The sequence below is a fragment of the Polaromonas sp. YR568 genome (assembly GCF_900116715.1).
Classification (GTDB): Bacteria; Pseudomonadota; Gammaproteobacteria; order Burkholderiales; family Burkholderiaceae_C; genus Polaromonas.
Map to the genome: position 1 here is coordinate 60,774 of NZ_FPBM01000007.1, position 24,400 is coordinate 85,173.

The window sequence follows — 24,400 nt, forward strand, 5'->3', positions numbered from 1 at the left end:
ATCAGGCTTTGCCGTAGCCTCCGCCACCTGGCGTGTGGATTTCAAACACATCGCCAGGTTGCATGTCAGCCTGCCCAATGTGATCCAGCGCCTCGACCTGGCCGTTCGCACGCGCGACGAGGTTGCGCCCCACCTGCCCCACCTCACCACCAGCCATACCAAAGGCGCCATGCTTGCGGCCGTTGGACAAGATGCTGGCCGTCATGGCTTCGAGGAAGCGCACGCGGCGCACACCACCGTTGCCGCCCTTCCAGCGCCCCGCGCCGCCTGAGCCCTCGCGAATCTCATAACTCTCCAGCCGTACCGGGAAACGGAACTCCAGCACTTCCGGATCCGTCAGCCGCGAATTGGTCATGTGGGTCTGCACGACCGAGGTGCCGTCAAACCCCGACACCAGCCTGCCGGCCTCGTCGAGCTTGCCGCCGGCGCCCGAACCGCCCGAGATGGTTTCGTAATACTGGTGGCGCGCATTGCCGAAAGTGAAGTTGTTCATGGTGCACTGGCTGGCCGCCATGACGCCCAACGCGCCATACAGCGTGTTGGTGATGCAGGTTGAGGTCTCCACATTGCCAGCCACCACCGAGGCCGGCGGGTTCGGGTTGAGCATGGAGCCCGGCGGGATGATGACCTTGAGCGGTTTCAGGCAGCCGGCGTTGAGCGGGATGTCGTCATCCACCAGCGTGCGGAACACATAGAGCACCGCCGCCATGCACACCGCCGTCGGCGCGTTGAAGTTATTGGTCTGCTGCGGCGAGGTGCCGGTGAAGTCGATCTCCGCGCTGCGGTTTTTCGCATCGACCCGGATCGCCACCTTGATCTGCGCGCCGTTGTCCAGCGGCAGCGTGAACTCGCCGTCTTTGAGGCGCGTGATCACGCGGCGCACCGACTCCTCCGCGTTGTCCTGCACATGGCGCATGTAGGCCAGCACCACATCGAGGCTGAATTGCTCAACCATCTTGCGCAGCTCCTGCACGCCTTTTTCATTGGCGGCAATCTGCGCCTTCAAATCGGCCATGTTTTGCTGCGGGTTGCGGCTGGGGTATTTGCCGCTTTTCAGCAGCGCGATCATCTCGGCTTCGCGCAGCACGCCGCGCTCCACCAGCTTGACGTTGTTGATCTGCACGCCCTCTTCCTCGATCAATGTCGAGAACGGCGGCATGGAGCCCGGCGTGATGCCGCCGATATCGGCATGGTGGCCACGCGAACCCACATAAAACGTCGGTTGCGCAGAGGTGCCCAGGTACACCGGCGTGATCACCGTGATGTCAGGCAAATGCGTGCCGCCGTGGTAGGGGTCGTTCAGCACATAGACGTCACCCGGCTGCATCTTTCCGGCATTCTCGCGAATCACCGTCTTGATGCTTTCGCCCATGGAGCCCAGGTGCACCGGCATGTGCGGCGCGTTGGCGATCAGGTTGCCTTCGGTGTCAAACAGCGCGCAGCTGAAGTCCAGCCGCTCCTTGATGTTGACCGAGTAAGCGGTGTTCTGCAGCTGCAGGCCCATTTGCTCGGCGATGTTCATGAAGAGGTTGTTGAATACCTCCAGCAGCACCGGGTCGACTGTGGTGCCGGCCGCGAACTTGATGGCGCGCTCGGCGCGGCGGTCCAGCACCAGATGGTCCAGCGCCGTCAGCGCTGCTTCCCAGCCGGGCTCTACCACCGTGGTGGCGTTTTTCTCGGCAATGATGGCCGGGCCCGAGATGATGTCGCCGGGCCGCAGGTCTTCGCGCACCACCAGCGCCGCATCGTGCCACTGGCCGCCTGAATACATGCGCACTGTTTCGCGGCGCGGCACTTCGCGCGGCTCGTGCGTGGCGTGGCGCGGTTCGGCCGGCGCATCGCCCGCCACTACGGCTTCCACCGATACCGCCTCCACCACCAGGCCCTTGCCCTGCATCAAAAAGGCAAAGCGCTGGCGGTAAGCAGCCTCAAAGCCGGCCTCAATCTGATCCAGCGTGCCGAAAGGAACAATCAGCGCCGAGTCACTGCCCTCATAGCGCACATGCACGCGCTGGTGAGTGGTGATGTTTCCGCTGCTGACCTGCTGGCGCTGCAGCTCGTCTTGCGCATGAGACGCCAGCGCCTTGAGCTTGCCGGCAATCTCGGGCAATGCCGCATCAGAAAGCTTGAGCTCCACCGCCTGCTCACGGATCACGTTCTGGTCGGCCAGGCCCATGCCGTAGGCGCTCAGCACGCCCGCCAGCGGGTGCACAAACACCTTGGTCATGCCCAGCGCATCGGCCACCAGGCAGGCGTGCTGCCCGCCCGCTCCGCCAAAGCACTGCAGCGTGTAGCGCGTCACGTCATAGCCGCGCGCAACCGAGATTTTCTTGATGGCATTGGCCATCTGCTGCACCGCGATATTGATAAAACCTTCGGCCACCACTTCAGCGCTGCGGCCGGTCTGCCCGGCCAGTTCCTTGAACTGGGCCTCGACCGCCTCATAGCTCAGCGGCTCATCGGCGTTGGGGCCGAACACCTTGGGGAAGTAACGCGGCTGCACCTTGCCGACCATCACATTGGCGTCGGTCACCGCCAGGCGCCCGCCGCGCCGGTAGCTGGCCGGGCCTGGGTTGGCGCCTGCGCTCTGCGGGCCGACGCGAAAGCGCTCGCCATCAAACTTGAGGAGGGAGCCACCGCCCGCCGCCACGGTGTGAATGCTCATCATGGGGGCGCGCATGCGCACGCCAGCCACCTGGGTTTCAAACTCGCGCTCAAACTCGCCGGCGTAATGCGACACGTCGGTGGAGGTGCCGCCCATGTCGAAGCCGATGACCCTGGCATGGCCGGCAATCGCCGCTGTGCGGGCCATACCCACAATACCGCCGGCCGGGCCGCTCAGAATCGCGTCCTTGCCCTGGAAGACATGCGCATCCGTCAGGCCGCCCGAGGACTGCATGAAGAACAGCCGCACACCCGGCATCTCGCTGGCGACCTGTTCCACATAGCGGCGCAGGATGGGCGAGAGGTAGGCGTCCACCACGGTGGTGTCGCCCCGGCTCACAAACTTCATCATCGGGCTGGTTTCGTGCGAGGTGCTGATCTGCGTGAAACCCACCTCGGCCGCAATGCGTTTGGCGGCCTTTTCGTGTTCGGTAAAACGGTAGCCGTGCATGAACACGATGGCCAGGCTGCGCAAACCCTTCTCGTAGTGCACCAGCAGTTCTGTTTTCAGCAACGCCTCATCCAGCGCCTGCAGCACCTCGCCCTGTGCGCTGACCCGCTCCTCGGCTTCAATGACAGCGCTGTACAACAGCTCGGGCAACACGATGTGGCGGTCAAACAGCCGGGGCCGGTTTTGGTAGGCAATCCGCAACGCATCCCGAAAGCCGCGCGTGGTTACCAGCAGCGTCGGCTCGCCCTTGCGTTCGAGCAGCGCGTTGGTCGCCACGGTGGTGCCCATCTTCACGCAGTCGACCACGTCGGCGCGAATCGGTTCGCCAGGCTTCAGGCCCAGCAGGTGGCGTATGCCGGCGACGGCCGCGTCGCGGTACTGCTCGGGGTTTTCCGAGAGCAGCTTGTGCGTGACGATGCTGCCGTCGGGTTTCTTGGCGACGATGTCGGTGAAGGTGCCGCCGCGGTCTATCCAGAATTGCCAAAGTTTTTGGGTCATTGCTTGGAGCTTTCTTGTCTTGTTTAGAGTGAGGCCGCGGCGCGCGCGGCCTGGTCGTACATGCCGGAGAGCACGCGCAGCAGCCGCGCCAGCTCGCCGATATCGCGGTTCAGGCCGTCGTCGGCGTTCATCGCGTCAATCAGGCAGGACTCGCGGATTTCGCGGTAACGCTTCACATAGGCGCGGCCCGATTCGGTAGAGGCGTAGGTCACTTCCTTGCCGTTCTTGCTGGAGCCGACCACGCCCAGGTTTTGCAGCTTCTTGAGCGAGTAGTTGATGAGGTGGGTGTCTTCCACATTCATGATGAAGCAGATGTCGGCCAGGCGTTTGTCGCGGGCGCGGTGCGTGACGTGGTGCAGCACCAGCACATCCAGCGGTGTCAGGTCCTTCAGGCCCGCCGCACTCATGCAGTGCGCGATCCAGCGGTTAAAGGCATTGCCCGCCACGATCAGGCCGAACTCGAACTCGCTCATTTCGGCGCTGCGCGGCGACACCAGGTGCGCCGAGGACACGATGGGTGAACGCTCCGCGGCCGGCGGGCGCGAGTGGGCCGCTTCGGCTTTTTCGGCGGGTTTCCTGGGCATGGTCTGTTTCCCCTTGGTAGAACTTGATAGAACTTGGTAGAACGACTGAAGGCCGGCACAACCCGGAGCGGGCCGTGCCTGGCACTGTTGTTGCATGCGCAGATTGTAGGCAGATGAAAAACAATTTATCAACAATTTGTCGACATTTAGGGAAAACACCCATCCCCGTTAACCACCGCCCGCTTACAGTCCAGACACCTTCCCTCCACCCATGACCTACCGGAGTTCTTCCATGAAGCCTCGTTTCCTCGCTCTCGGCGCCCTTGCCGCCTCGACCCTGCTGGCATGCGGCGTCTCGCTGGCCCAGACCAAATGGGACCTGCCCACGGCCTACCCGGCCACCAATTTCCACACCGAAAACATCACGCAGTTCGCCAAAGATGTGGACACGGCCACCGGCGGCAAGCTCAAGATTTCGGTGCACGCCAATGCGTCGCTCTTCAAGGCGCCTGAAATCAAGCGCGCGGTGCAAAGCAGCCAGGCCCAGGCCGGTGAAATCCTGCTGGCCAACTACGCCAACGAAAACCCGCTCTACGCGCTGGACGGCGTGCCCTTCGTCGCCGCCAGCTACCCTGAAGCGCGGCGCCTGTATGACGCCTCCAAACCCGCGATGGAAAAACTGCTGGCCGCGCAAGGCATCAAGCTGCTGTTCTCGGTGCCCTGGGCGCCGCAAGGCATTTTCACCAAGCGCGAGATCAACTCCGTGGGCGACCTGCGCGGCATCAAGTGGCGCGCCTACAGCCCCGCCACCGCCAAGATCGCCGAGCTGATCGGTGCGCAGCCGGTGCAGATCCAGCAAGCGGAGCTGAGCGCCGCCATGGCCACCGGCGTGATTGAAAGCTATATGAGCTCGGGCTCCACAGGCTATGACACCAAGACCTACGAGCACATCAAGAACTTCTACGACACCCAGGCCTGGATCCCCAAGAACGCGGTGCTCGTGAACCTCAAGGCCTTCAACGCGCTGGAGCCGGCCACGCAGGCCGCCCTGCTGAAAACCGCGGCCGAGGCCGAAACCCGCGGCTGGAAAGTCGCCGAAGAGAAAAACGCCGAGTACAAGCGCCTGCTGACCGAGCGCGGCATGAAGATCCACAAGCCTTCGGCCAAGCTCGACGCCGACATGCGCCAGGTCGGTGCCGTGATGCAGGCCGACTGGCTCAAGGTTGCGGGCCCTGACGGCGCCGCCATCCTCGACGCCTACAAAGCAAAGAAGTAAGCCATGCGCCGCGTTCTGGAACGTGTTCTTGACGCGGCGGGCGCCCTGGGCGCCTTCTGCGTCTTCCTCATCTTCGTGCTGATGATCGTCGCCGGCGTGGGCCGGCAGATGAACCTGCCGGTCAGCGGCGTCAACGACGTGGTGTCGTGGCTCTGCGCCGCTGCCGCGTTTTTTGCGATGGCGCACGCGTTCCGGCACGGCGATTTCGTGCGCGTCACGCTGCTGCTTGATTCGGTCTCGCCGCGCACACGCCGCATCCTCGACGTCACCTGCCTGCTGATCGCGGCGGTGTCGGTGGGCTACCTCACTTACTCGGCCACAGCCTTCACCTATGAAAGCTGGGAGTTCAACGAGATGGCCACGGGCCTGGTCGTCATTCCGATCTGGATTCCGCAGTCGACGTTTGTGATCGGTTGCTGGCTGCTGCTGGCTGCGATGGTCGACGAACTTGTGACCGTATTACAGGGCGGCAAGCCCAGCTACCAACGCTCTCTTGAAGAACGCCACGCCAAGGGCGACTTCTCTTCAGATATATGACCCACACCCCCGTTGCGGACTCACTTCGTGTAGCCGCCTCCCACCCTGCAGGGGGCAACACCTGCGGCCCGGCAAAGCCGGTTCCGCGGTGTTCCTTGCTAGAGATCCATTAAAAAAACGCTGCGTACAAGCGGAAAGATAACAACACCATGGATATCCTCCTCATGGGCGGCCTGCTGCTCATCATCATGCTGGTGCTGCTTGCGGGCGGTGTCTGGATTGCCATGACGCTGGCCATCGTCGGCTGGGTCGGCCAGGCCTTCTTCACCAACACGCTGCCGGGCAAAAACCTGTTTTCCGCGTTCTGGGAATCGAATGCCTCGTGGGAGCTGGCCGCCTTGCCGCTGTTTATCTGGATGGGCGAGATCCTGTTTCGCACCAAGCTCAGCGAAGAAATGTTCGACGGCCTGCGCCCCTGGCTGAACCGCATCCCCGGCCGGCTGATGCACACCACCATCATCGGCTGCGGTGTGTTCGGTTCGGTGTCGGGCTCGTCCGCGGCGACCTGCGCCACCATTGCCAAGGTGGCATTGCCCGAACTCAAGCGCCGCGGCTACAACGAAAAACTCGCCATCGGCTCGCTCGCCTCGGCCGGCACGCTGGGGATTTTGATCCCGCCGTCGATCACCATGGTGGTCTACGCCGTGGCCGCCGACGCCTCCATCATCCGCATCTTCCTGGCCGGTTTCCTGCCCGGCTTCTTGCTGATGCTGCTGTTCTCGGGCTACATCGGCTGGTGGAGCCTGCGCAACCCTGACCAAGTGCCGCCGGCCGACCCGCCCACCACCTTCATGGAAAAGATCCGGCTGTCGGGCAACCTGATTCCCTGCGGCCTGCTGATTGTTTTCATCGTCTGGGTGCTGGTGGCCGGTTGGGCCACGGCGACTGAATGCGCGGCCTTCGGTGTGCTGGGCTCACTGGCCATCGCCGCCTGGGGGCGCTGCCTCACCTGGAAGAACTTCACCGAAGGCCTGATGGGCGCCACGCGCACCAGCTGCATGATCATGTTCATCCTGGCGGGCGCGGCCTTCCTGACCAAGACCATGGCCTTCACCGGTATCCCGCGCGAGCTGGCCGAATGGGTGGACGCCATGCACCTCTCCCCCTACGCGCTGATAGGCGCGCTGGTGGTGGTGTACCTGGTGCTGGGCACCGCGCTCGACGGCATTTCAATGATTGTGCTGACCAGCGCGGTGGTGCTGCCCATGATCCAGAAGGCCGGCTTCGACCTGATCTGGTTCGGCATTTTTATCGTGCTGCTGGTTGAGATTGCCGAGGTCACGCCGCCGGTCGGCTTCAACCTCTTTGTGCTCCAGAACATGACAGGCAAAGACAGCAACGTCATTGCGCGCGCCGCCATTCCGTTTTTTGTCTGCATGGTGATCTGCATTGCGCTGATCACGCTGTTTCCGCAGATCGTGACCATCCTGCCCGACCTCGTCATGGGCACGCAAAAATAGCCCCCCACTAGCCCACCAACGGCTGAAGTCAGGCAACAATGGCGTTTTGACTGCGGAACCGGACCATGTTGCCTGTCATTGCAATTTCCATAGGCGCCTCGCTGGGCGCGCTTGCCCGCTGGGGCCTGGGCCTGTGGCTCACACCGGGCGGCCTGATCCCCTGGGGAACGCTGGCAGCCAATCTGATAGGCGGCTTTCTGATCGGTGTCTGTATCGCCGCCTTTGAGGCCATGCCCAACCTGGACCCGGTGTGGCGCCTGGCGCTGGTGACTGGCTTCCTGGGCGGCCTGACCACCTTCTCCTCGTTTTCGGCCGAGGTCGTGATCTTTCTGATGGATGAACGCTACGGCCTGGCCACGCTGACGGCCATCGTGCATGTGATGGGCTCGCTGCTGATGACGGTGGCCGGCGTGAAGGCCACCATGGTTTTACTGGCGGCGTACGCGCGCTGAGCTCCGCGCCCAGCGCGGGTGTTTGTCAATCAGTGCTTGTGTTCAGCTGTGGCAGCCGTCGCACCTGGCGCGACAGTGGCTACCGGCAGCTTCAGCTCCAGCCGGCTTTCAACGCCCTTGGCATCCTTGAACAGCAAGGTCACGGGAATTGTGCTGTCCTTGGCCAGGGGCGCTTTCAGGTCCATCAGCATGAGGTGGTAGCCGCCCGGCTTGAGCTCCACCTTTTTGCCGGCGGGCAAATCCAGCAGGGGCAAGGCGCGCATCTTCATCACGTCGCCCACCATCTTCATTTCATGCACTTCGGCCACGCCCGCCACGGGCGTCGTCACGCCCACCAGCTGGGTCGCGTCTTTGGAGGTCAGGCTCATGAAGGCGCCGGTGCCTCTTTGCCCCTGCACGGTGGCACGTGCCCAGGCGCCCTCTACCTTGACAGCGGCAGCTTGTGCCAAGGCAGCCATGCAGGCCGACGCCATAGCCAGCGCTACGGCGGTTTTTAACAAGGTTGGAAATTTCATGGGAAGGGTTCTTTCAGTCAATGATGGACTCTGGAAATGGAAAACAGTTCGGCCAAAGTTGGGCGGCAGTTGGGCCGCTCAGGCTCAATGATTGTGCTCACCACCACCGCCGCCGGTGGGCATCAGCTCCAGCGCCGCGGCAGGGCTTTTCAGGTCAGACAGCTTTTGGCCGGGCTTGGGAATTTCTGACCAGTCCATTTTTCCCTGTTCACAGACCTGGCTGACGGGCCAGTAGATCATGCCGGCCTGGGCAGGCAGTTTCGCCTGCAGCACAAATTCGTCATACCAGTCATTCTGCAAATAGTCGGCCGGCGTTTTGGCCGTCCAGCTGATGCGGGACACCTCTTCGGTGATGGCCTTGCCGTGATCCTGCCGGGGCTGGGCCAGCTTCTCACGGGTGACTTCCAGCGTCCAGCCGGCCTTGGGCATGGGCTTGGCGCCCTGCACACCGGCGGGGATCGTCACCACGATCTGCTTGACCGGCGAGCTGCCGCAGCCATGGCCGACCTTGAAGGTGCCTTTGTAATAGCTGCCGGCATTGGCCACCTGGTATTCCAGGGTGATATGGGCGGCGGCCGGCAGGGAAATGACCGAAATAGCCAGAAGCACTGCGCTGGCTGCGATGGTTTTAAGGGCGGTATGTTTCATGGTTCATCCTTGATAACGGTAAAAGAAGAAAGCTGGCGGTCACAGGCTGAAGTTCAGTTCAGCCATGAAGGTGCGCTGCGGATAGGGGTGAAAGTTCCAGTACTGGTAGTTGTTGAGGTTGTCGATGCCGACTGCCGCGCTCCACTGCTTGTTCACCTGGTAACGCACACGCACATCGGTGGTGAAATACTTGCTGGTGCCTTGGTAGGCAAAACCGTTCACGTCGCTGTTGTCCAGGCTGGAGAACTGCTTGCCGCTGTAGCGCGCACCCACCGTGGCCGTCCATGCCTGGTCAAAGCGGTAGCTGGCCAGGGCCGTGGCGCGCCAGACCGGCACGCGCGGCTGGTACTTGCCCACCGTGTCGCCGGCCACCGCCACAAAGCCATTGTTGTCCTTGATGCGGGAATCAGCGTAGGTCACGCTGCCGCTCAGGTCCAGCCCTTTCTTGAACACGTCGTTGCCGCTGAAAGCGACTTCCACGCCCTGGGTCTTGATGCGGCCGACGTTCTGCACACGGCTGATGTTGGCATTGGCTACCGGGTCAAAGGTAGTTTGCGAATACAGCGAGTCGCGCACGCTCTCGGTGAAGAAGGTGACGCGCAGCAGTCCGTTGCCCAGGTCCTTCTCCGCCGTCAGTTCGGTGGTCCAGGACTTTTCGGGTCTCAGGTTCGGGTCGTTGATGTATTGCGAGTTGATGGTGGCCGTTGCGCCATACAGCTCGCCTACCGTCGGGAAACGCACCGCGCGCCCCGTGGAAGCTTTGAGCACGGTATCGGCCGACCATTGGTATGAGAGCGCCGCCTTGGGCGATACCCCGCTTTCACTGCGAGCCGCATAGCCGGTGTTGGCGGCATTGCCGGCGCCAAAGCTGGTAAAGCCGCTGGAGGCCGTCCAGTTCTCAAGCCGCGCGCCGAGCACGGTTTTCCACTTCGGTGCAAAGGCCCAGGCGTCTTGTGCGTAGAGGCTGCGCAAGCGTGTCTTGCCGCCCACATCATTCACGACGGTGCCCGGCCCGCTGGTCAGCCAGTTGGCGGCATTCGATTTAAGGATGCGCAGTTTGTAGCTGTCTTGCTGAAAACCGAAGTCGACAATGTGCGCGCCCTTGATGCCTTCGGGCCGCCAGATGCCCTTGAAGGCCAGCGTGTTCCAGCCTGTGCCGTCCTGGTCTTGCAAGGTGCCAGCGCCGCCGTTCAGGGAGGCCGGCTGCGCGGTGGTGGCGGCGCGTATCTGGTCCTTCTGGTAGTCGTACAGGCTGCCCGCCACTTCCCAGTCCCACACGCCCTGCGTATTGGATTTGACCGAGAGGCCGTGCATGACATGGGTCAGTGCCTCGTTGCTCACGCCGAAGTCACTGGCCGCCAGGGTGTAGCCGCGGCCGTCGATGCTCACATTGCCGCTGTACACCGGCGCGCCGGCCGCATTGCGCAGGTAGCTTTGCGAGCGGTTTTCCGAGGTGTTCTTCCAGTAGCCCAGTGTGTAGCTTGCGCGCACCGTGGAGGAGAAATCGTAGGCCACCTTGAGTTTGAGATGCTCCTGCCCGGTCTCGTATTGCGTGGCGCCGCCCAGCAAAAGCCAGGGCACGTTGCGTGTGTTGAGGCCAGGCACCGCGCCGCTCACCACGGTTGCGCCCGCTGCCGGCGCCGTGCTGCTCAAGGTGCGTGTTGCAAAGGTCAACGGCTGGCCCGCGCTTTTTGTGCGGTTGGCATTGATAAACCACGACCAGTCGCCGCTGCGGTTGCCCAGTGAGGCGCTGGCCTGGCTGCCGCTGAAGCTGCTGTCGGTGCCGTAGAGCTTGAAGTCCTGGGTGAAGCCGCTGAGCTTGGCATGCGCCTCGAACTTCGTCGGCATGCGCGTGACGTAATCCACCACCGCACCGACCGAGTTGCCCGGGTAAGCGGCAGAGAACGGGCCGTACAGCACATCAACCCGCTCGATTTCTTCCGGCGTGACCAGGCCCCAGCGCGGCGCGTAGTTGGTGCCGTTGGCAATGCCGTTGCCCAGGTAGTTGGACAGCAAAATGCCGTCGGCATACACCGCAGAGCGCGCGCTGTTGCCGGTGCCTGAGGCGCGGCTGGAGAGGATGGCGTGGTTGTAGTCGCCGATATAGCGCTTGCGCACCAAGAGGCTGGGGAAGTACTTGAGTGCATCTTCGCTGTCGGTGGCGTTGATGGTTTGCTCGATCTGCTCGCGGCTGATGCCTTCGATGGTGGTCGGAATCTGCGTGGGCAAAGAAGTCGGCTGGCCGCTGTTGACGGTGACCACGCCCAGGGACCTGGTGGGTGCGTCAGCAGGCGCGGACTGTGCAAAGGCTGCCACAGGCCACGCGAGCGCGGCAGCGCCATGCAAGGCCAGCGCAGCAGGTGCGCGGAAATGTTTCATGAGAACTCACACGGTGAATTGAACGGACAGGCACGCCGGCCGCAAGGCCCGCGCGCGGGATTGCCTCAAGCGCCAGGCCAGAGGCGGTTCAGTTCAAAGTGCGGGAGGCCCGCGGCTGAAAGGCAGCCCGGGTATGGCGGCGCTGGTGGCCGCAGGGAAGTTGGCGGCGACTACCTCGTTGCCGGCAAAGCACGGCACGGCCGCTTCGGGCAATACCGGCAACACCAGGGCCACGGAGCCGCACAAGTCGCAGCGGATGCCCGATTGCGCGGCACCGGTGTCGCCTGAGGTATTGCTGTCCGCCGAAGCCGCGTCAAACGTGTTGACGGTGCAAACGCCACCCAGTTTGCCGGTGCGGACGTCTTGCGCCAGCATGGAGACGGGAGCCCACAGCGCCGACAGCACGGCCAGGAAAGCCAGCCAAGCGGCCAGGCGTTCCCATATGGGTGGGGTCGGGTGGGGGGGTGTGGGGCGGGGCACCGGGTGATTATAAGGACACGGGGTTTTTGGCCGGGTCTTGCTCCGGCAGCGCGCTCTTGCCCTTTGTTGAGGCAGCTGGCCGGGTCTCGCCCCGGCGGGCGAGGCACTTTTCTTTGCTTCGCCAAAGAAAAGTGCCCAAAAGAAAGGCGACCCGCAGTCTGGGTCCCTGCGCTTCGCTACGGGCAACCTGCGGTGCTCGAGCCAAGCGGGGTCAAAAACAACTCGCTGCGCTCAAACAAGTTTTTGCCCTGATCCGCTTGTCTCTGCGCTCCTCGGCCCAGCCAGAACGGGGCAATCGGGAACGGGGACAAATACCAAAGACAAATACCAACAAGGACTCGCCATGGCGAGTCCTTGTTTCTTCAGGTATTCGGTATTCGTATTCGGCTGTTTGGCTGTTCGGTATTCCTTCTCCCACCCCCTTCTGTCTGCGCCGAGGAGCGCAGGTCCAGACGGATAAGGGCAAAAACTTGTCTGAGCCGAAGGCGAGTTGTTTTTGACCCCGTCTGGACCGAGCACCGCAGGCTGCCCGCAGCGAAGCGGAGGGACGCAGACAGTAGGGTCGCCTTTCCTTTGCTTACTTTCCTTTGGCGAAGCAAAAAAAAGTGAGTCGCCGCCGGGCGACCCCGGCCAGCAGGAGTCAGCAGAGAGCACACTGCCGGAGCAAGCCAGCCTTATCGCTCAGGGTGCGCCGAACCCAAAACGGCGAAACACATCCTGCGCCTCCGGCGTAAGCAAGTACGCCGCAAACTGCGCAGCCGCAGCATCACCGCTGCGAGCGGTAAGCCCATAAGCCGCACTGACCTGCAAGGCAGGCGGCATCTGCACCACATTCATGCGCGGCAACTCCTTGCGAACCGCCACCGCATTGGTGCAATACGTCAGGAACAGATCAGCGCGCCCTTCGGAGATCAACCACTCGTAAACGCTGCGGCCAGCCGGCGGCTGGGGTGCCTCGGGTGAGCCGGTGAGCTTGAGCGCCCTGGCGTCCAGCGCCGCGTAAGCGCCGGGCTTGAGCGCTTCGGCTTTGCGGAACACTTCCCAGGCGTAGTCCCCCGACGGATCCGCTTTGGGTGTGGAGGTGCCGAGCTTGACGGCGGGGTCCAGCATCAGGTCGAGCAGCTTGCCCGAGTCTGCATTGAGCTGCGGCACGGCCAGCGCACACAGCTGGTTGCGCACAAACAGCGTGGGCTGTGCCCATGCACTGCCCGCTGCGGCATACAGGCGCTGGGGATGCTGCGTGTCGGCCGATGCAAACACCTGCGCCGGCTCCCCCTTTTCAATGCGCTCGCGCAGCAGGCCAGAGGCGCCGAAAGTCAGCTGGGTTTTCACGCCCATGCGGGTTTCGTAGGCGCGAGCAGCTTCTGTGAGCGCTTCACGCAGACTGCCCGCCGCATACACGCGCAGCGGCGCGGCGCCTTCAGCAGATGCTGCGGGCGATTGGGCATGCGCCATATTCAGGCCTCCTGAGAAAACAACTGCCACAGCAGCAGCCCATACCAGCAGGCGCCGCGGGACTGGCTTTGCCGGGCCGCAGGCGCCGCCACCTCGAGGGGGGAACAGGCTACACGCAGTGAGCCTGGACAGGGGGGTACTCATTTCGTTGCGTTCGGAAAGAAGAGCTGCTCGCCATTGATCTTGTAGCCCGCGATCACATTCTGGCCTGCGGGCGAAATCACCCAGTCCACAAACTTCTGCGCTTCCACCACTTTGGTCTGCGGGTGTTTGGCCGGGTTCACCACCATCACACCGTACTGGTTAAACAGTTTGGTGTCGCCTTCCACCAGCACGGCCAGGTCGCCGCGGTTCTTGAATGACAGCCAGGTGCCGCGGTCTGCCAGCACATAAGCGCCGCTGCTGGCCGCAATATTGAGTGCCGGGCCCATGCCGCAGCCGCAGGCCTTGTAGTTGGCAAACGCGGGCTTGTCGCCCGGCGTTTCGATGCCCGCGGTTTTCCAGTAGCGCAGCTCGGCGGCGTGCGTGCCGCTCTTGTCGCCACGGGATATGAAGTTGGCGTTGGCAGTATTGAGTTTTTTCAGCGCTTCGACAATGTCCTTGCCTTTGGCTTTGGCCGGGTCGGCTGCGGGGCCGATCAGCACGAAGTCGTTGTACATGACCGGAAAGCGTTTGATTGCAAAGCCTTCGGCGACGACTTTCTCTTCAGCGACCTGGTCGTGCACAAACAGCACGTCGGCATCGCCGCGGCGCCCCATGTCGATGGCCTGGCCGGTGCCGACGGCGACCACTTTGATGTCTATACCCGTGGCCTTCTTGAACTCGGGCAGCAGGTAAGGAAACAACCCCGACTGTTCGGTAGAGGTGGTGGACGCCATGACGATGCTGTTGGTCTGCGCCATGGCCAGCGTGGCCGATAGCGCCAGCGGAACCAGGGCCAGTGCCCTGAGGGTTTTCAAAGTGATCATGCAAGTTCTCCTTTTAAAAAAGCTTCCGCCGCGGCGGGGATAGGTCCGTTGAAAAAATCCGCCGTCGGCATGTCGGCCACCAGCCGGCCCTGCTCGAGGTAAATCACGCGGCTGGCCAGGCGTTTGACCTGGCCCAGGTTGTGGCTGCTGAAGACCAGCGTCATGCCGGCATCGGCAAATTCGGCCATCAGGCGTTCGACTTCGCGCTTGGCGGTGGGGTCCAGGCTGGCGGTGGGCTCATCGAGCAGCAGCACCTGCGGCTTGAGGGCCCAGGCCCGCGCCAGCGCCACACGCTGCTGCTGGCCGCCAGACAAAGCCTTGGCATTGCGCGTGGCCAGGCTTTCCAGCCCCACGCGCTCGAGTGCGGCCAGTGCGCGTGCCTTGGCTTCTTGCCAGCGCGCGCCGCCCAGCCAAAGGCCCAGCGCCACGTTGTTGAGCACGCTGGTTCGCAGCATGTAAGGCCGCTGGAACAGCATGGCCTGCCGCGCCTGCATGTCACGCTGCAAGCTGCCCGATGCCGGCCGGACCAGGCCGTTCAGGGTTCGCAGCAGCGTGCTTTTGCCGCTGCCGTTGGAGCCTATCAGCGCCAGTTTTTCGCCGGCCTTGATGCGCAGGCTGCAATCGCTCAGCGCCTGCACCCTGCCGAACTGCACGCTGACGGCGTGCAGGTTGAACACCTGCGTCATGCCGGGCCTCCTCGCACGGCCAGGCCGGCGGCCATGTCGGGAACGCGGTCATCAAAGCGCTCACGCCAGCGCCGCAGCAGGGCAATCAGGATGTTCAGCAGCAAGACCACGCCCAGCAATACGATGCCCAGGGCCAGCGCCAGCGGCAAATCACCCTTGCTGGTTTCCAGCGCGATCGAGGTGGTCATCACACGCGTAAAGCCGTCGATATTGCCGCCCACCACCATCACAGCACCCACCTCTGAAATGGCGCGGCCGAAGGCGGCGATCAGCACCGTCAGCAAGGCATAACGTTCGTCCCACAGAAGAATCAGGCCGCGCACGAAGCGGCCCGCGCCCAGCGACTGGAACTGCTCGCCATGCGAGCGGTCGGCGTCTTCGATGGCCTGGCGCACCAGCGCAGTCACGACAGGCAGCACCAGCACCGCCTGCGCCAGCACCATGGCCTTGAAGGAAAACAGCCAGCCCAGAAAACCCAGCGGCCCGCTGCGCGACAGCAGCAGGTAGACCACCAGACCAACCACCACCGACGGCAAGGCCAGCGCGGTATTGAGCACCGCCAGCACCGCAGCGCGGCCCCGAAAACGCGACACGCCCAGCCAGGCGCCCAGCAGCAGGCCGCCGACGCAGGCGATCAGGCAGGCCAGGGCGCTCACGGCCAGCGACCGGGCGACGATGCCGGCCAGCACGGGATCAAGCGAAGTGATGAGGGTGAGGGCCGTAGCGGCGCTGTCTGAGAAGGTGTTCATGTCGGGAGCGGAGGTATGTAGCGTACTGCCTAAGTCCTTGATTTGCATCGGGAATCATCGCTATGAATTCATTTGCATAGGTTGGCAAACCCATGCTCCGCCGCAGGTACCCGCCCCGTCCCTGCCAGGCGATGCACTCATAATCTGTGCACTTACCGTCTTTGCCATGCATAAAGTAGAACTCTCTTACCTGCTCACGCCACAGCGCGGCAAAAACACCCTGATACGCAACCCGCTGATGGATTTGCTCCATGCCGTACGCGAGCAGGGCTCGATTTCCAAGGCGGCCAAGGCGCTTGATCTCTCGTACCGCCACGTGTGGGGCGCACTCAAGGGCTGGGAGCAGACCCTGGGACGCACGCTCATCGTCTGGGACAAAGGCCAGCGGGCGCGCCTCACCGAATTCGGCGAGAAGCTGCTCTGGGCCGAACGGCAGGCGCAGGCGCGGCTGGCCCCGCAGATCGAGGCCCTGCGCGGCGACATTGAACGCGCGTTTTCCACCGCCTTCGACGACAACGCCCACGTTCTCACGCTCTATGCCAGCCACGACGCGGCGCTCTCGGCCCTGCGCGACCAGGCCAGCCCGCGCGGTTTGCACCTGGACATCCGCTTCATGGGCAGCGTCGACGCCATCGCGGCCCTGAACGCGGGGCGCTGCATGATGGCGGGCTTTCACACGCTGGACCAACCCGAAAGCCGGTCTGTGACCGCGCAGACCTACCGCAACCTGCTCAAGCCCGGGCTGCACAAACTGATAGGCTTCGCCCACCGCACACAGGGCCTGATCGTTGCCAAAAACAATCCGCTGCGTATCACCGGTATCGCCGACCTTGCCAGGCCCGGTGTGCGCTATGTGAACCGGGCCGAGGGCACCGGCACGCGCGTGCTGCTGGACGAGCTGCTGGGCCGGGCCGGTGTGGCGGCTTCGCGCATCCACGGCTATCAAAGTCAGGAGCCATCACATACCGCGGTGGCGCAGGCGATTGCCAGCGGCGCCGCGGATGCGGGCCTGGGCATTGAAACGGCGGCGCGCGAGAAGGGCCTGGACTTCGTTCCCCTGGCCGAGGAGCGCTACCACCTGGTATGCCTGAAGTCAGAGCTGCCCACGCCGCAAGTGCAGGCGCTCATCAAGGAACTGCAAAGCCGCGAATGGCAAACGACGCTGGAAGAATTGCCCGGCTACAGCGGCAAGCTGGCGCACAGCGGCAAAGTGCTTTCCTTGCGCACCACCCTGCCCTGGTGGACCTACCGAAAAGAAAAACCCGGCAAAAACCCGCTTTAGCCCAGACAAAGCATTGACAAGGCGCCGCAGGGCGCCGGGCAGCATGGCCGCGCGCCAGGATTCATTACGTTTCCATTACGTTTCGATTGACTGCTTGGGAATCTCCAAAGACGCAGATAGACTCGTGCAGGCTCATTGCACCAAGCCCCGGCGATTGCTCACACTTTCGTTTTCTTTTGGCGCATCAAGTCAGTCGTCCGTTTTCTGATTCACGTACCGGCCCACCCTATGCAAGCACATGACCTGGATTCATCCCCCGCAGAACTGGACCTCACGCTGCTGGACCTGGGACCGCTGGCCTGGGTGCTGGACGAGTTGAAAAGCTCGCTGGAGAGTGCGTCCAAGGCGCTTCGGCGTTTTGTGCGTGAGGCCGAAACCGTCAGCAACTCGGACCTCGCGGCCCTGGACGCGGGCCAGCTGCGCACCGCCCGCCAGCAATTGCACCAGTCCCTGGGCGCCCTGGAAATGGTCGGCATGAACGCGCCCGCGCTGATGCTGCGCGCCATGGAATCGGCCGTGCAGAAGTTCATCCAGTCACCCGCGCTGTGCACGCAGGACGCCGCCACCAAGATAGAGCTGGCCGGCTTTTCCCTGACCCACTACCTTGAAGATGTGCTGGCGGGCAAACCCGTCTCGGCGGTGTCCCTCTTTCCGCAATACCGCGACATCCAGGACCTGGCCGGCGCCGACCGCATCCATCCGGCCGACCTGTGGGCCTTTGAGTGGCGCTGGATAGAGCCGGCGGTCACCCGGGCAGTCGACGCCAGGCCCTACGGTGACGACGCGAGGCAGTTGCTCGACCGGCTCATGCTCAACCTCATTCGCACGGGCGACCCTGAAACAGCGCGCAGCCTCAGCGATGTCTGCCTCGGCTTTGCCGCGGGGCAGCCGGGCGCCGAGCCCCGGACATTCTGGAAAATAGCCGCGGGCTTTTTTGAGGCGCTGGCCCAGGGCCTCCTGAAGGTTGACCTCTATGTGAAGCGCGCCACCTTGCGCATCCTGCTGCAGTACGTGTGGCTTGTGCGGGGCACGGAAGCTTCGGCCCGGCTTGCGCAGGACCTGCTTTTCATGTGCTCGCAGGCGAAAGTGATGCGGTCGGCGGATGCACCGGTGTTGTCGGCGGTGCGCTCCGCTTACGGCCTGTCGCGCGTCAAGCCGGTTGACTATGAATCGGTCCATTTCGGCCGCTTCGCCCCCGCGCTGATTGCGCAGGCCCGCAAGCGGATTGCCGCGGCCAGGGAGAGCTGGTCGTTCGCTACCGCTGGGGACCTGGGAAAATTCAAGTCGCTGAAAGACCAGTTCAGCCTGGTGTCGGACTCGCTCGTGAAACTGCACCCGCCCAGCGAGCCGATGGCGCGCGCGCTGTCACGGGTCATCGACGCGACGGTGGCCTCGGGCAAAGCGCCTGCACCTGAATTGGCGCTGGAAGTCGCGGCGGCCGTGCTCTACCTGGAAGCCGTGTTCGACGATTTCGATCCCAACGACCCGGAACTCTGGACCCGTACCGCCCGGCTCGCGGAGCGGCTGCAAAGCGCCCAGGCCGGCGGGCAGCCGCAAGCGCTCGAATCCTGGATGGAGCAGCTCTACCAGAGCGTCAACGACAAGCAGACCATGATCAGTGTGGTGGACGAGCTTCGTGTGTCGCTGGCCGACCTGGAAAAGTCGCTGGACAATTTCTTTCGCGCACCGCAGGACAAAAAAGTACTGGCCGCGGTGCCCGCCCAGCTCGCAAGAATGAAGGGCGTGCTGTCCATGCTCGAGCTGGACCAGGCCGCCCTGGCGGTGATGCACATGCGCGAGCTGGTTGAAAAAATACTCGAGCAGGACATTGACGAGCAGCAGGCCCGCGCTGCCGGCATGTTTGACCGGCTGGGCAACAACCTGGGCGCCTTGAGCTTTCTGATCGACATGCTCAACTACCAGCCCCGGCTGGCAAAGCGCCTGTTTTTCTATGACGAGCTCAAGGGCGAGCTCAAGGCGGACCGGGATAGCGAGGCCAAGCGCAAATAGCCCGCCGCCCGGCCCGGCGCCATTTTTTTACAGCGCGCAAGAGCGGAAGCCGCAAAACACATCGTCCCGCTCCGGCAACTGGAAGTTGCGGTGCCTGGGCGTTTTCATGCGCGCACGTGTTGCAAACGAGGCGCCGCGCAGCACCTTGTGCGTGCCGAATGAGGCCTGCGAATACGCCTGCCCCGGGTCGGGCGTAAAGCCCGGGTAAGGCCGGAAGGTGGTGCCCATCCACTCCCACACATCGCCCCAGTAGAACCCGCGGCGGGCGGCCGTGTGAGCCGCCAGCTCCCATTCGACTTCAGCGGGCAGGCGGCGCCCGGCCCAGCGGCACCAGGCGTCAGCTTCCCACCAGCTCACGTGCAGGGCCGGCTGGCTGGGCTGCATGCGGCGCGGCACGCCAAAGCGGTTCTGGATGACCGCGCCGCTGGTGATGCCGATCTGGTCAACATAACGCGGGCCGCGCCGGCCCTCGCTGGCGGCCAGGGCCTGCAGCCAGCGCCAGCCGTCAGGGTGCCAGAGCTCCTCGCGGTCATAAGCACCGTCGCCCACAAATTCCACATACTGCGCCCAGGTGACGGGCTGGGCGTCGATTTCAAACTCGGGCACGCTGACCGCATGCACCGGCTTTTCGTTGTCGAAAGCAAAACCGGCACCAGGCCCCCGCACGCTGCCCAATTGCCATACGGTGGCGGGAATCACCAGCGGCTCCCGCACGGTCATGGGCCGGGGCGTGAACGCCGTCTGCAGCGTCTCGTCCAGCGGCAGGCCCAGGGCCTGCGCCCCGCTGGCGAGCGACTCGCTGCGCATGTCTTCGTAACAAAGGCACAGCCGGTAAAAATACAGAGCGTCGTCGTTGTCGCCATTGCGGCTGCCGGACAGCGCGGTCTTCTCCAGAAGGTCCAGCGTGCCCTCCAGGGTATCGAGCAGGTAGGCGCGGCAGGCGCTCATATCGGGCAGGTCAAGCGACCAGCGTGCGCCGTGGGGCACCGCCTCCGCATTCCACCAGCCGTCCGCGCGGGGCTCGATCGAGGCCAGCCGGGTGTGCGCGGAGTCACAGCGTGTGCCGAGTGATCGCTGCATGTTGCGCGCGATCCACCATTCCTGAAACCAGCCCAGGTGGCCCAGCTCCCACAAGGGCGGGTTAACCGCGGCAAGCTGCGGCACAGCGAAATGCACCGCCTCAAGGGCGTGCTGGTACTGCGCAAACAGGTGCAGGGTGTGGTTGCGCGCGTCCATCAGGGCCAGCGACAGCAGTCCCTGGCCGGCGCTGCGCGTGCTGCCAGGGTCGTTCAGGTTCAAAGCGGCGGCCTCCGGCCACAGGCGCAGCGATGCAATGGATTGAGGGTCATGCCATGGAGTTTAGGCAGGAAAACGGCAGACGCCCTCCACTCAATTTTTACCGGCACTTACCAGACCTTCTTGTCAGGCCGTCTCACCAGACCGTCTCGGGCGGCGCGCCGCTGTACTGGCTGCTGAACTCGAAGGCAACGCCTTCAAAGTCAAAACCCGGCACGTTGATGACGCACCACACCGCGCCGCTGTAGGGATCGCCGGCGGGCTTCAGCGTCATGTCGATGGTCTCCTGCTGCGCTGCGGAGGGCGCTGTTTGCAGCGCCACCGGCAGCGTGTAGCCGGTGCCGCTGAACTGGCTCACGGCGCTGATGATGGAGATGTCCATGGTGACGTATTCGCCGTTGGCGTCGTAAACCAGCACGAAGTCAAAGCGGTAGTCATCGCAAGCCTGCCAGCTGAGCGGGATCGAGTTGCCCCCTGCCGGCACCGGCACCACGTTCGGCTTGATGGAGCCGGGCGTCCAGGGCCCCATGGTGACTGTCATGCCGGCCGGGCTGGTCACCGAGGTGGCCGCGTTCAGGTCCGAGCTGAAGCCGCCCTGGTCGTCGAAAGGCAGGGCATACGCACGGCCGTCAATGGTGACGGCGGGCTTGTGCAGGAACTGCGCAAAAGCGCTCCAGGTGCCGCCGGCGGGATAGAACTGCGAAAAAGTCAGCAGGTCCGCGGTCGTGGGCAGGATGTCCAGTGGCGAGCTGACGCTGAAGCTGTTCGCCGGCGCGGCCGGAATGGCCGCCGTCATGGGGATTTTGGCGATCTGGAATGAGGCCATGTCCAGCGAGCCCGACAGGCCGGCTGTGGTGACGCCGGCGTTCAGGTTGACCGTGGCCTTGGTGGCGGGGTTGCCCGGCGTGATGCTGCCCTGCAGGAATTTCCAGGTGGTGGCATAGCCCCGCGCCAGTGCCGTGACGATCACGTTCTCAATCGCGCCCAGTACCGTGCCGCTGGCCGCAGGAATCGGCTGCTGGGTGTTGTCGGCGAACACGCCGCTGGCGCCGAACACCATGAGCGAAGGCGGTGCGTAATACATCAGGCCCTTGGACGGCGTCCACCATGCGGGCGGCGGCGGCACGTCGGCGCCGAAAGGCGTGGTCTTGCCGGCGGCCGAGTTGGTGCTGAAGAAGGGGTAATAAAGGTTGTAGCTTTCTTTGTCGCCGCTGGCGGTGAACTGCAGCACGGTATAGGTGTTGCTGTTGCCGTTGATGTCGACGATGCCGCCCAGTTGCATCACGCTGCCGCTGTAGACGTAGTTGACGCCGTTGTTGTTCTGCTCGACCTGCAGCACGCCGGGGTTCTTCTTGCACCAGGCGAAGAAACTGTCGATGGCGGTATCGAAATAGGTGGCCAGTGCGGTGGTGGGCGACGTGATGAAGAAGAGCTCCACCGGGCTGGTGCTGGCGGTGAAGGGGTTGGCCGCGGCGCTGCTGGTGCTGCTGATCACCACCGTGTTGCCCGCGGGTGCGCCTGGCACGCTGCCCACGGTGGCGCCGGCCGGCATAAAGGGGCCGCTGACCGGCATGCCCACCGTCAGGCTGCCGTTGGTCGGCGCGGGGGAGCCCGGCCCGGTGATGGTGAAGGTGGCCTGCCACGCACCGGGGGTGCCAGAGACGGCCAGCGTGCCCTGCAGGCTGGAAGCCTGCAACTGGCCGCCAATCACGTCGCTGGGATTGAGCAGGCGGTAAGGCGTCGATGCATCGCTGCCCTGGGGAAACACACAATCGGCAAAAGGCGCGAGCGGGCCCACGGCCATGGCCTTGAATTTACTCACCAGGGTCTGCCTGTCCAGCGTGAGCACGATGCCTGAGCCGGCGCTGAAGCTCGGGTCCTGGGGCGTCACCTGCAGTGTCAGCGGAATGCCCAACTGGTCGACCTGGGTCGTGTCCACATTGAGGATGTTCGGTGCGCTGGCGGATGTCGCACCCGGCGTGGTGCATGCGAGTGCCAGCTCCACGAAGTCGTAGAAGAACCCGGCGGTGGCCGCAGTCGGCCCGCTGACATTGCCGGCACCCGAGAGGCTGACCGCATTCGGCGAGCTGCTGAGGTAAAGGCGCGCGGAGTCGACTTGCACGCTGGCGTCCAGCTGGATCGCACCGCCGGCCGCCTTCAGGTCGGCCAGCGTGAAGCTGGGCGCCAGCGTTCCCGGCGCGGACATCGGCGTGGCGATGCCTGTGCCGGGGTCAATGCTCCAGGCCAGGTTGATTTTTTCCTGGGTCAGGAACAGGTAGATCGCGTCATCGGCCAGGCCCGAGGCGGCGCTGTTCTTCTGGCTGTTGTTGACGATATTGAGGGTGACGTAGCTGGTCATGAGAGTCCTTAACTTGCGGTAGAAGGTGTAGTCAGCGATTGAAAGGCGGCGGACTGGAACCAGTCACGGTCTACCGGGCCGTTGATGCCGGGCACACGAGGCAAGCCGCCTGGGCCCGTGACGGAGTCGTCGCTGTATTGCCAGCAAGACCACGCCTGCCAGGGCGACGGAACGGCCGGCCTCCCGGCGTCGTAGTCGGCGATCCACAGGGGCCGCGCGGCCAGTGGCGCGCAGCCAGGCAGTGCAGCCAGGCTTTGCCAGAATCCGTTGTCGGTGTAGATCATGGTCTGGCGGCCGAACAATTTATCCGCCCTGGTGGTGAAGTCCAGCACCCATTGCAGGGTGGTTTGCGCATCGGCCCCGTTCGCCGTCTCGATGTCCAGCACGGGCGGCAAATCGTCCGGCGCCAGTCCGTTCAGCCTTGTCACGGTGTCGAAGAAGAACTGCGCCTGGGCCTGGGCGTCAATGCCGGGAAGGCCGAAATGGTAGGCGCCACGTGTGAGGCCGGCAGCAAAACTTCCCGGCCAGTTGTCTTTGAAGCAGGGATCCACGTCGCCGGTCCCCTGGGTGGCCTTCATAAAACAAAAGGCCACGCCGCTACCAGCGACCTGCGTCCAGTCGACAGCACCCTGGAAGTGGCTGACGTCTATGCCCGGAATCGGCATGGATCAATCCTTCAGACGACGTTGTTGAGCATGGTGACCTGCGCCGGCAGCAGGCCGTCGATCTTCAGCACTGTCTCCAGCGGCTGGTCTTCGTCCCACATATCGCCGCAGTTGTATTGCAAGGGCTCCGGATTGATCTGGCTGCCGCTGACTTTTTGCTGGTAGGTGGTGGTCACACCGTCGGTGTTCTGAATGCCCAAGCCCCAGTGGTCCCAGCCGTACCAGCTGCTGGTCTTCATGAACATGGTGTAAACGCCGGAGCCGTTGTCGGGCAGCACCGTATGGCCATTGAGCTGCGCGGTGATCGTCATCAGGGCCACGCGGCAGGCGTCCTGCGCAGCAGGGTCGCCATCGAGCGCGGCTTGAAGGTTATCGGCCAGCACCTGATGAAAAGGGACCGTCTGCGGAAAAATGATGTCGGTGGTGTTGAAGAAGTCGGCGTTCAGGGCTGTGGGCACCCGCTCATCATCAAACACAAACGCGCCTTCATCGGAGTTGTAGATGGTGGGGGCGGTGTAGGCGTTGTCGGCGCTCTCATACTCGCCAGTCAAGGCCCAGCCCCAGCAGGCCGAGTAGTAAAAAGGCGCCTGGTCGGAGGTCGGCACGGTTTCGCCGTCACGGGGATGGTCTGCGCCGGCCGGGGCCAGCAGGTTGCGTTGGGCGCCGCTCAGGTAAGGCATGGGTTTCTCCTTCGGTGATGGTTGGAAAGGGCGGTGGCCGCCTCGTTGAATAAATTGTCAGTGGGGCTTGGTGCGCTGGCGATTACAGGGCATTACAGGCGCTGATCTTTACGGCTCGTGAGGCTCTAAAACTTTGCGCTTCAAGCTTGCGTGCACCCGGTTATTGACGAAACGTTTTGACTTATGCGGGCAGCGCCATCACCCACCCGCTGCGGCGCGGTGCCGCTGCGTGTGCATGACAGCGTGATGACGCGGCGGATGCATTTCGCGATGGCAGGCTTCGCACGTGCATCGATGCACGCGGAAAAAATATTCAGGACCAGCCTCTTTTACTTCGTTGCATAACCATTGCCAAGAGCGCCAACA

General features: G+C 63.6%; 20 protein-coding genes. 6 read left to right on the forward strand and 14 right to left on the reverse strand.

Features of this window, described 5'->3' with window-relative positions; all coding sequences use genetic code 11:
* Window position 1 precedes the first annotated feature (1 nt).
* The gene (locus BM408_RS15415; RefSeq protein ID WP_092130759.1) at window positions 2-3,613 is read right to left on the reverse strand and encodes a hydantoinase B/oxoprolinase family protein; all 3,612 of its coding nucleotides are present in this window, start codon (window positions 3,611-3,613) and stop codon (window positions 2-4) included.
* A 23-nt stretch (window positions 3,614-3,636) separates the two neighbouring features.
* The gene (locus BM408_RS15420; protein ID WP_254774838.1) at window positions 3,637-4,197 is read right to left on the reverse strand and encodes a winged helix DNA-binding protein; all 561 of its coding nucleotides are present in this window, start codon (window positions 4,195-4,197) and stop codon (window positions 3,637-3,639) included.
* Window positions 4,198-4,429: 232 nt separating this feature from the next.
* Between BM408_RS15420 and BM408_RS15425 the strand changes: the two genes are divergently transcribed.
* From BM408_RS15425 to crcB, 4 genes are all read left to right on the forward strand, one after another.
* Complete coding sequence (locus BM408_RS15425) at window positions 4,430-5,413, forward strand: TRAP transporter substrate-binding protein (RefSeq protein WP_092130760.1); 984 nt, start codon at window positions 4,430-4,432, stop codon at window positions 5,411-5,413.
* 3 nt (window positions 5,414-5,416) lie between these two features.
* The gene (locus BM408_RS15430; protein ID WP_092130761.1) at window positions 5,417-5,950 is read left to right on the forward strand and encodes a TRAP transporter small permease; all 534 of its coding nucleotides are present in this window, start codon (window positions 5,417-5,419) and stop codon (window positions 5,948-5,950) included.
* Between the two features lie 149 nt (window positions 5,951-6,099).
* Entirely contained in the window at window positions 6,100-7,410 is a 1,311-nt protein-coding gene (locus tag BM408_RS15435) for a TRAP transporter large permease (protein WP_092130762.1), read from the forward strand.
* Window positions 7,411-7,475: 65 nt separating this feature from the next.
* The gene (gene crcB, locus BM408_RS15440) at window positions 7,476-7,862 is read left to right on the forward strand and encodes a fluoride efflux transporter CrcB (RefSeq protein WP_092130763.1); all 387 of its coding nucleotides are present in this window, start codon (window positions 7,476-7,478) and stop codon (window positions 7,860-7,862) included.
* Window positions 7,863-7,891: 29 nt separating this feature from the next.
* Here crcB and BM408_RS15445 read toward each other — a convergent pair whose 3' ends face one another.
* The 8 genes from BM408_RS15445 to BM408_RS15480 form a co-directional block, all read right to left on the reverse strand.
* Window positions 7,892-8,377 carry a copper chaperone PCu(A)C gene (locus BM408_RS15445; protein ID WP_092130764.1) on the reverse strand — a complete coding sequence of 162 codons (486 nt, stop codon included), beginning with the start codon at window positions 8,375-8,377 and terminating at the stop codon, window positions 7,892-7,894.
* A gap of 84 nt (window positions 8,378-8,461) precedes the next feature.
* Complete coding sequence (locus BM408_RS15450) at window positions 8,462-9,025, reverse strand: YcnI family copper-binding membrane protein (protein WP_092130765.1); 564 nt, start codon at window positions 9,023-9,025, stop codon at window positions 8,462-8,464.
* A 39-nt stretch (window positions 9,026-9,064) separates the two neighbouring features.
* The gene (locus BM408_RS15455; protein WP_092130766.1) at window positions 9,065-11,404 is read right to left on the reverse strand and encodes a TonB-dependent receptor; all 2,340 of its coding nucleotides are present in this window, start codon (window positions 11,402-11,404) and stop codon (window positions 9,065-9,067) included.
* A gap of 93 nt (window positions 11,405-11,497) precedes the next feature.
* Window positions 11,498-11,884 carry a DUF2946 family protein gene (locus BM408_RS15460; RefSeq protein ID WP_092130767.1) on the reverse strand — a complete coding sequence of 129 codons (387 nt, stop codon included), beginning with the start codon at window positions 11,882-11,884 and terminating at the stop codon, window positions 11,498-11,500.
* Between the two features lie 681 nt (window positions 11,885-12,565).
* Window positions 12,566-13,339: a molybdate ABC transporter substrate-binding protein gene (locus BM408_RS15465; protein WP_092130768.1), complete on the reverse strand. Its 774-nt coding sequence runs from the start codon at window positions 13,337-13,339 to the stop codon at window positions 12,566-12,568.
* A gap of 140 nt (window positions 13,340-13,479) precedes the next feature.
* Complete coding sequence (locus tag BM408_RS15470; protein ID WP_092130769.1) at window positions 13,480-14,307, reverse strand: ABC transporter substrate-binding protein; 828 nt, start codon at window positions 14,305-14,307, stop codon at window positions 13,480-13,482.
* Window positions 14,304-14,993, reverse strand: a complete 690-nt coding sequence (locus tag BM408_RS15475; protein ID WP_092130770.1) for an ABC transporter ATP-binding protein — start codon at window positions 14,991-14,993, stop codon at window positions 14,304-14,306. The genes BM408_RS15470 and BM408_RS15475 overlap by 4 nt, the downstream gene beginning before the upstream one ends.
* On the reverse strand, window positions 14,990-15,742 hold the full coding sequence (locus BM408_RS15480; RefSeq protein ID WP_092130771.1) for an ABC transporter permease: 753 nt from the start codon (window positions 15,740-15,742) through the stop codon (window positions 14,990-14,992). Before BM408_RS15480 ends, BM408_RS15475 begins: the two co-directional genes overlap by 4 nt.
* A gap of 166 nt (window positions 15,743-15,908) precedes the next feature.
* Between BM408_RS15480 and BM408_RS15485 the strand changes: the two genes are divergently transcribed.
* Together BM408_RS15485 and BM408_RS15490 are read left to right on the forward strand one after the other, a co-directional pair.
* Complete coding sequence (locus BM408_RS15485; protein ID WP_092130772.1) at window positions 15,909-17,024, forward strand: substrate-binding domain-containing protein; 1,116 nt, start codon at window positions 15,909-15,911, stop codon at window positions 17,022-17,024.
* Between the two features lie 228 nt (window positions 17,025-17,252).
* Window positions 17,253-19,034 (forward strand): ATP synthase subunit B family protein, encoded by a 1,782-nt coding sequence (locus BM408_RS15490; RefSeq protein ID WP_092130773.1) that lies wholly within the window; start codon window positions 17,253-17,255, stop codon window positions 19,032-19,034.
* A 27-nt stretch (window positions 19,035-19,061) separates the two neighbouring features.
* Here BM408_RS15490 and senA read toward each other — a convergent pair whose 3' ends face one another.
* From senA to BM408_RS15510, 4 genes are all read right to left on the reverse strand, one after another.
* Window positions 19,062-20,333, reverse strand: a complete 1,272-nt coding sequence (senA, locus tag BM408_RS15495; RefSeq protein ID WP_305790677.1) for a selenoneine synthase SenA — start codon at window positions 20,331-20,333, stop codon at window positions 19,062-19,064.
* A 133-nt stretch (window positions 20,334-20,466) separates the two neighbouring features.
* Window positions 20,467-22,689, reverse strand: a complete 2,223-nt coding sequence (locus BM408_RS15500) for a glycoside hydrolase 64/thaumatin family protein (RefSeq protein WP_092130774.1) — start codon at window positions 22,687-22,689, stop codon at window positions 20,467-20,469.
* A gap of 8 nt (window positions 22,690-22,697) precedes the next feature.
* Window positions 22,698-23,354 (reverse strand): glycoside hydrolase family 25 protein, encoded by a 657-nt coding sequence (locus tag BM408_RS15505; protein ID WP_092130775.1) that lies wholly within the window; start codon window positions 23,352-23,354, stop codon window positions 22,698-22,700.
* An 11-nt stretch (window positions 23,355-23,365) separates the two neighbouring features.
* Window positions 23,366-24,034, reverse strand: a complete 669-nt coding sequence (locus BM408_RS15510; RefSeq protein WP_092130776.1) for a hypothetical protein — start codon at window positions 24,032-24,034, stop codon at window positions 23,366-23,368.
* Between the last annotated feature and the right edge of the window lie 366 nt (window positions 24,035-24,400).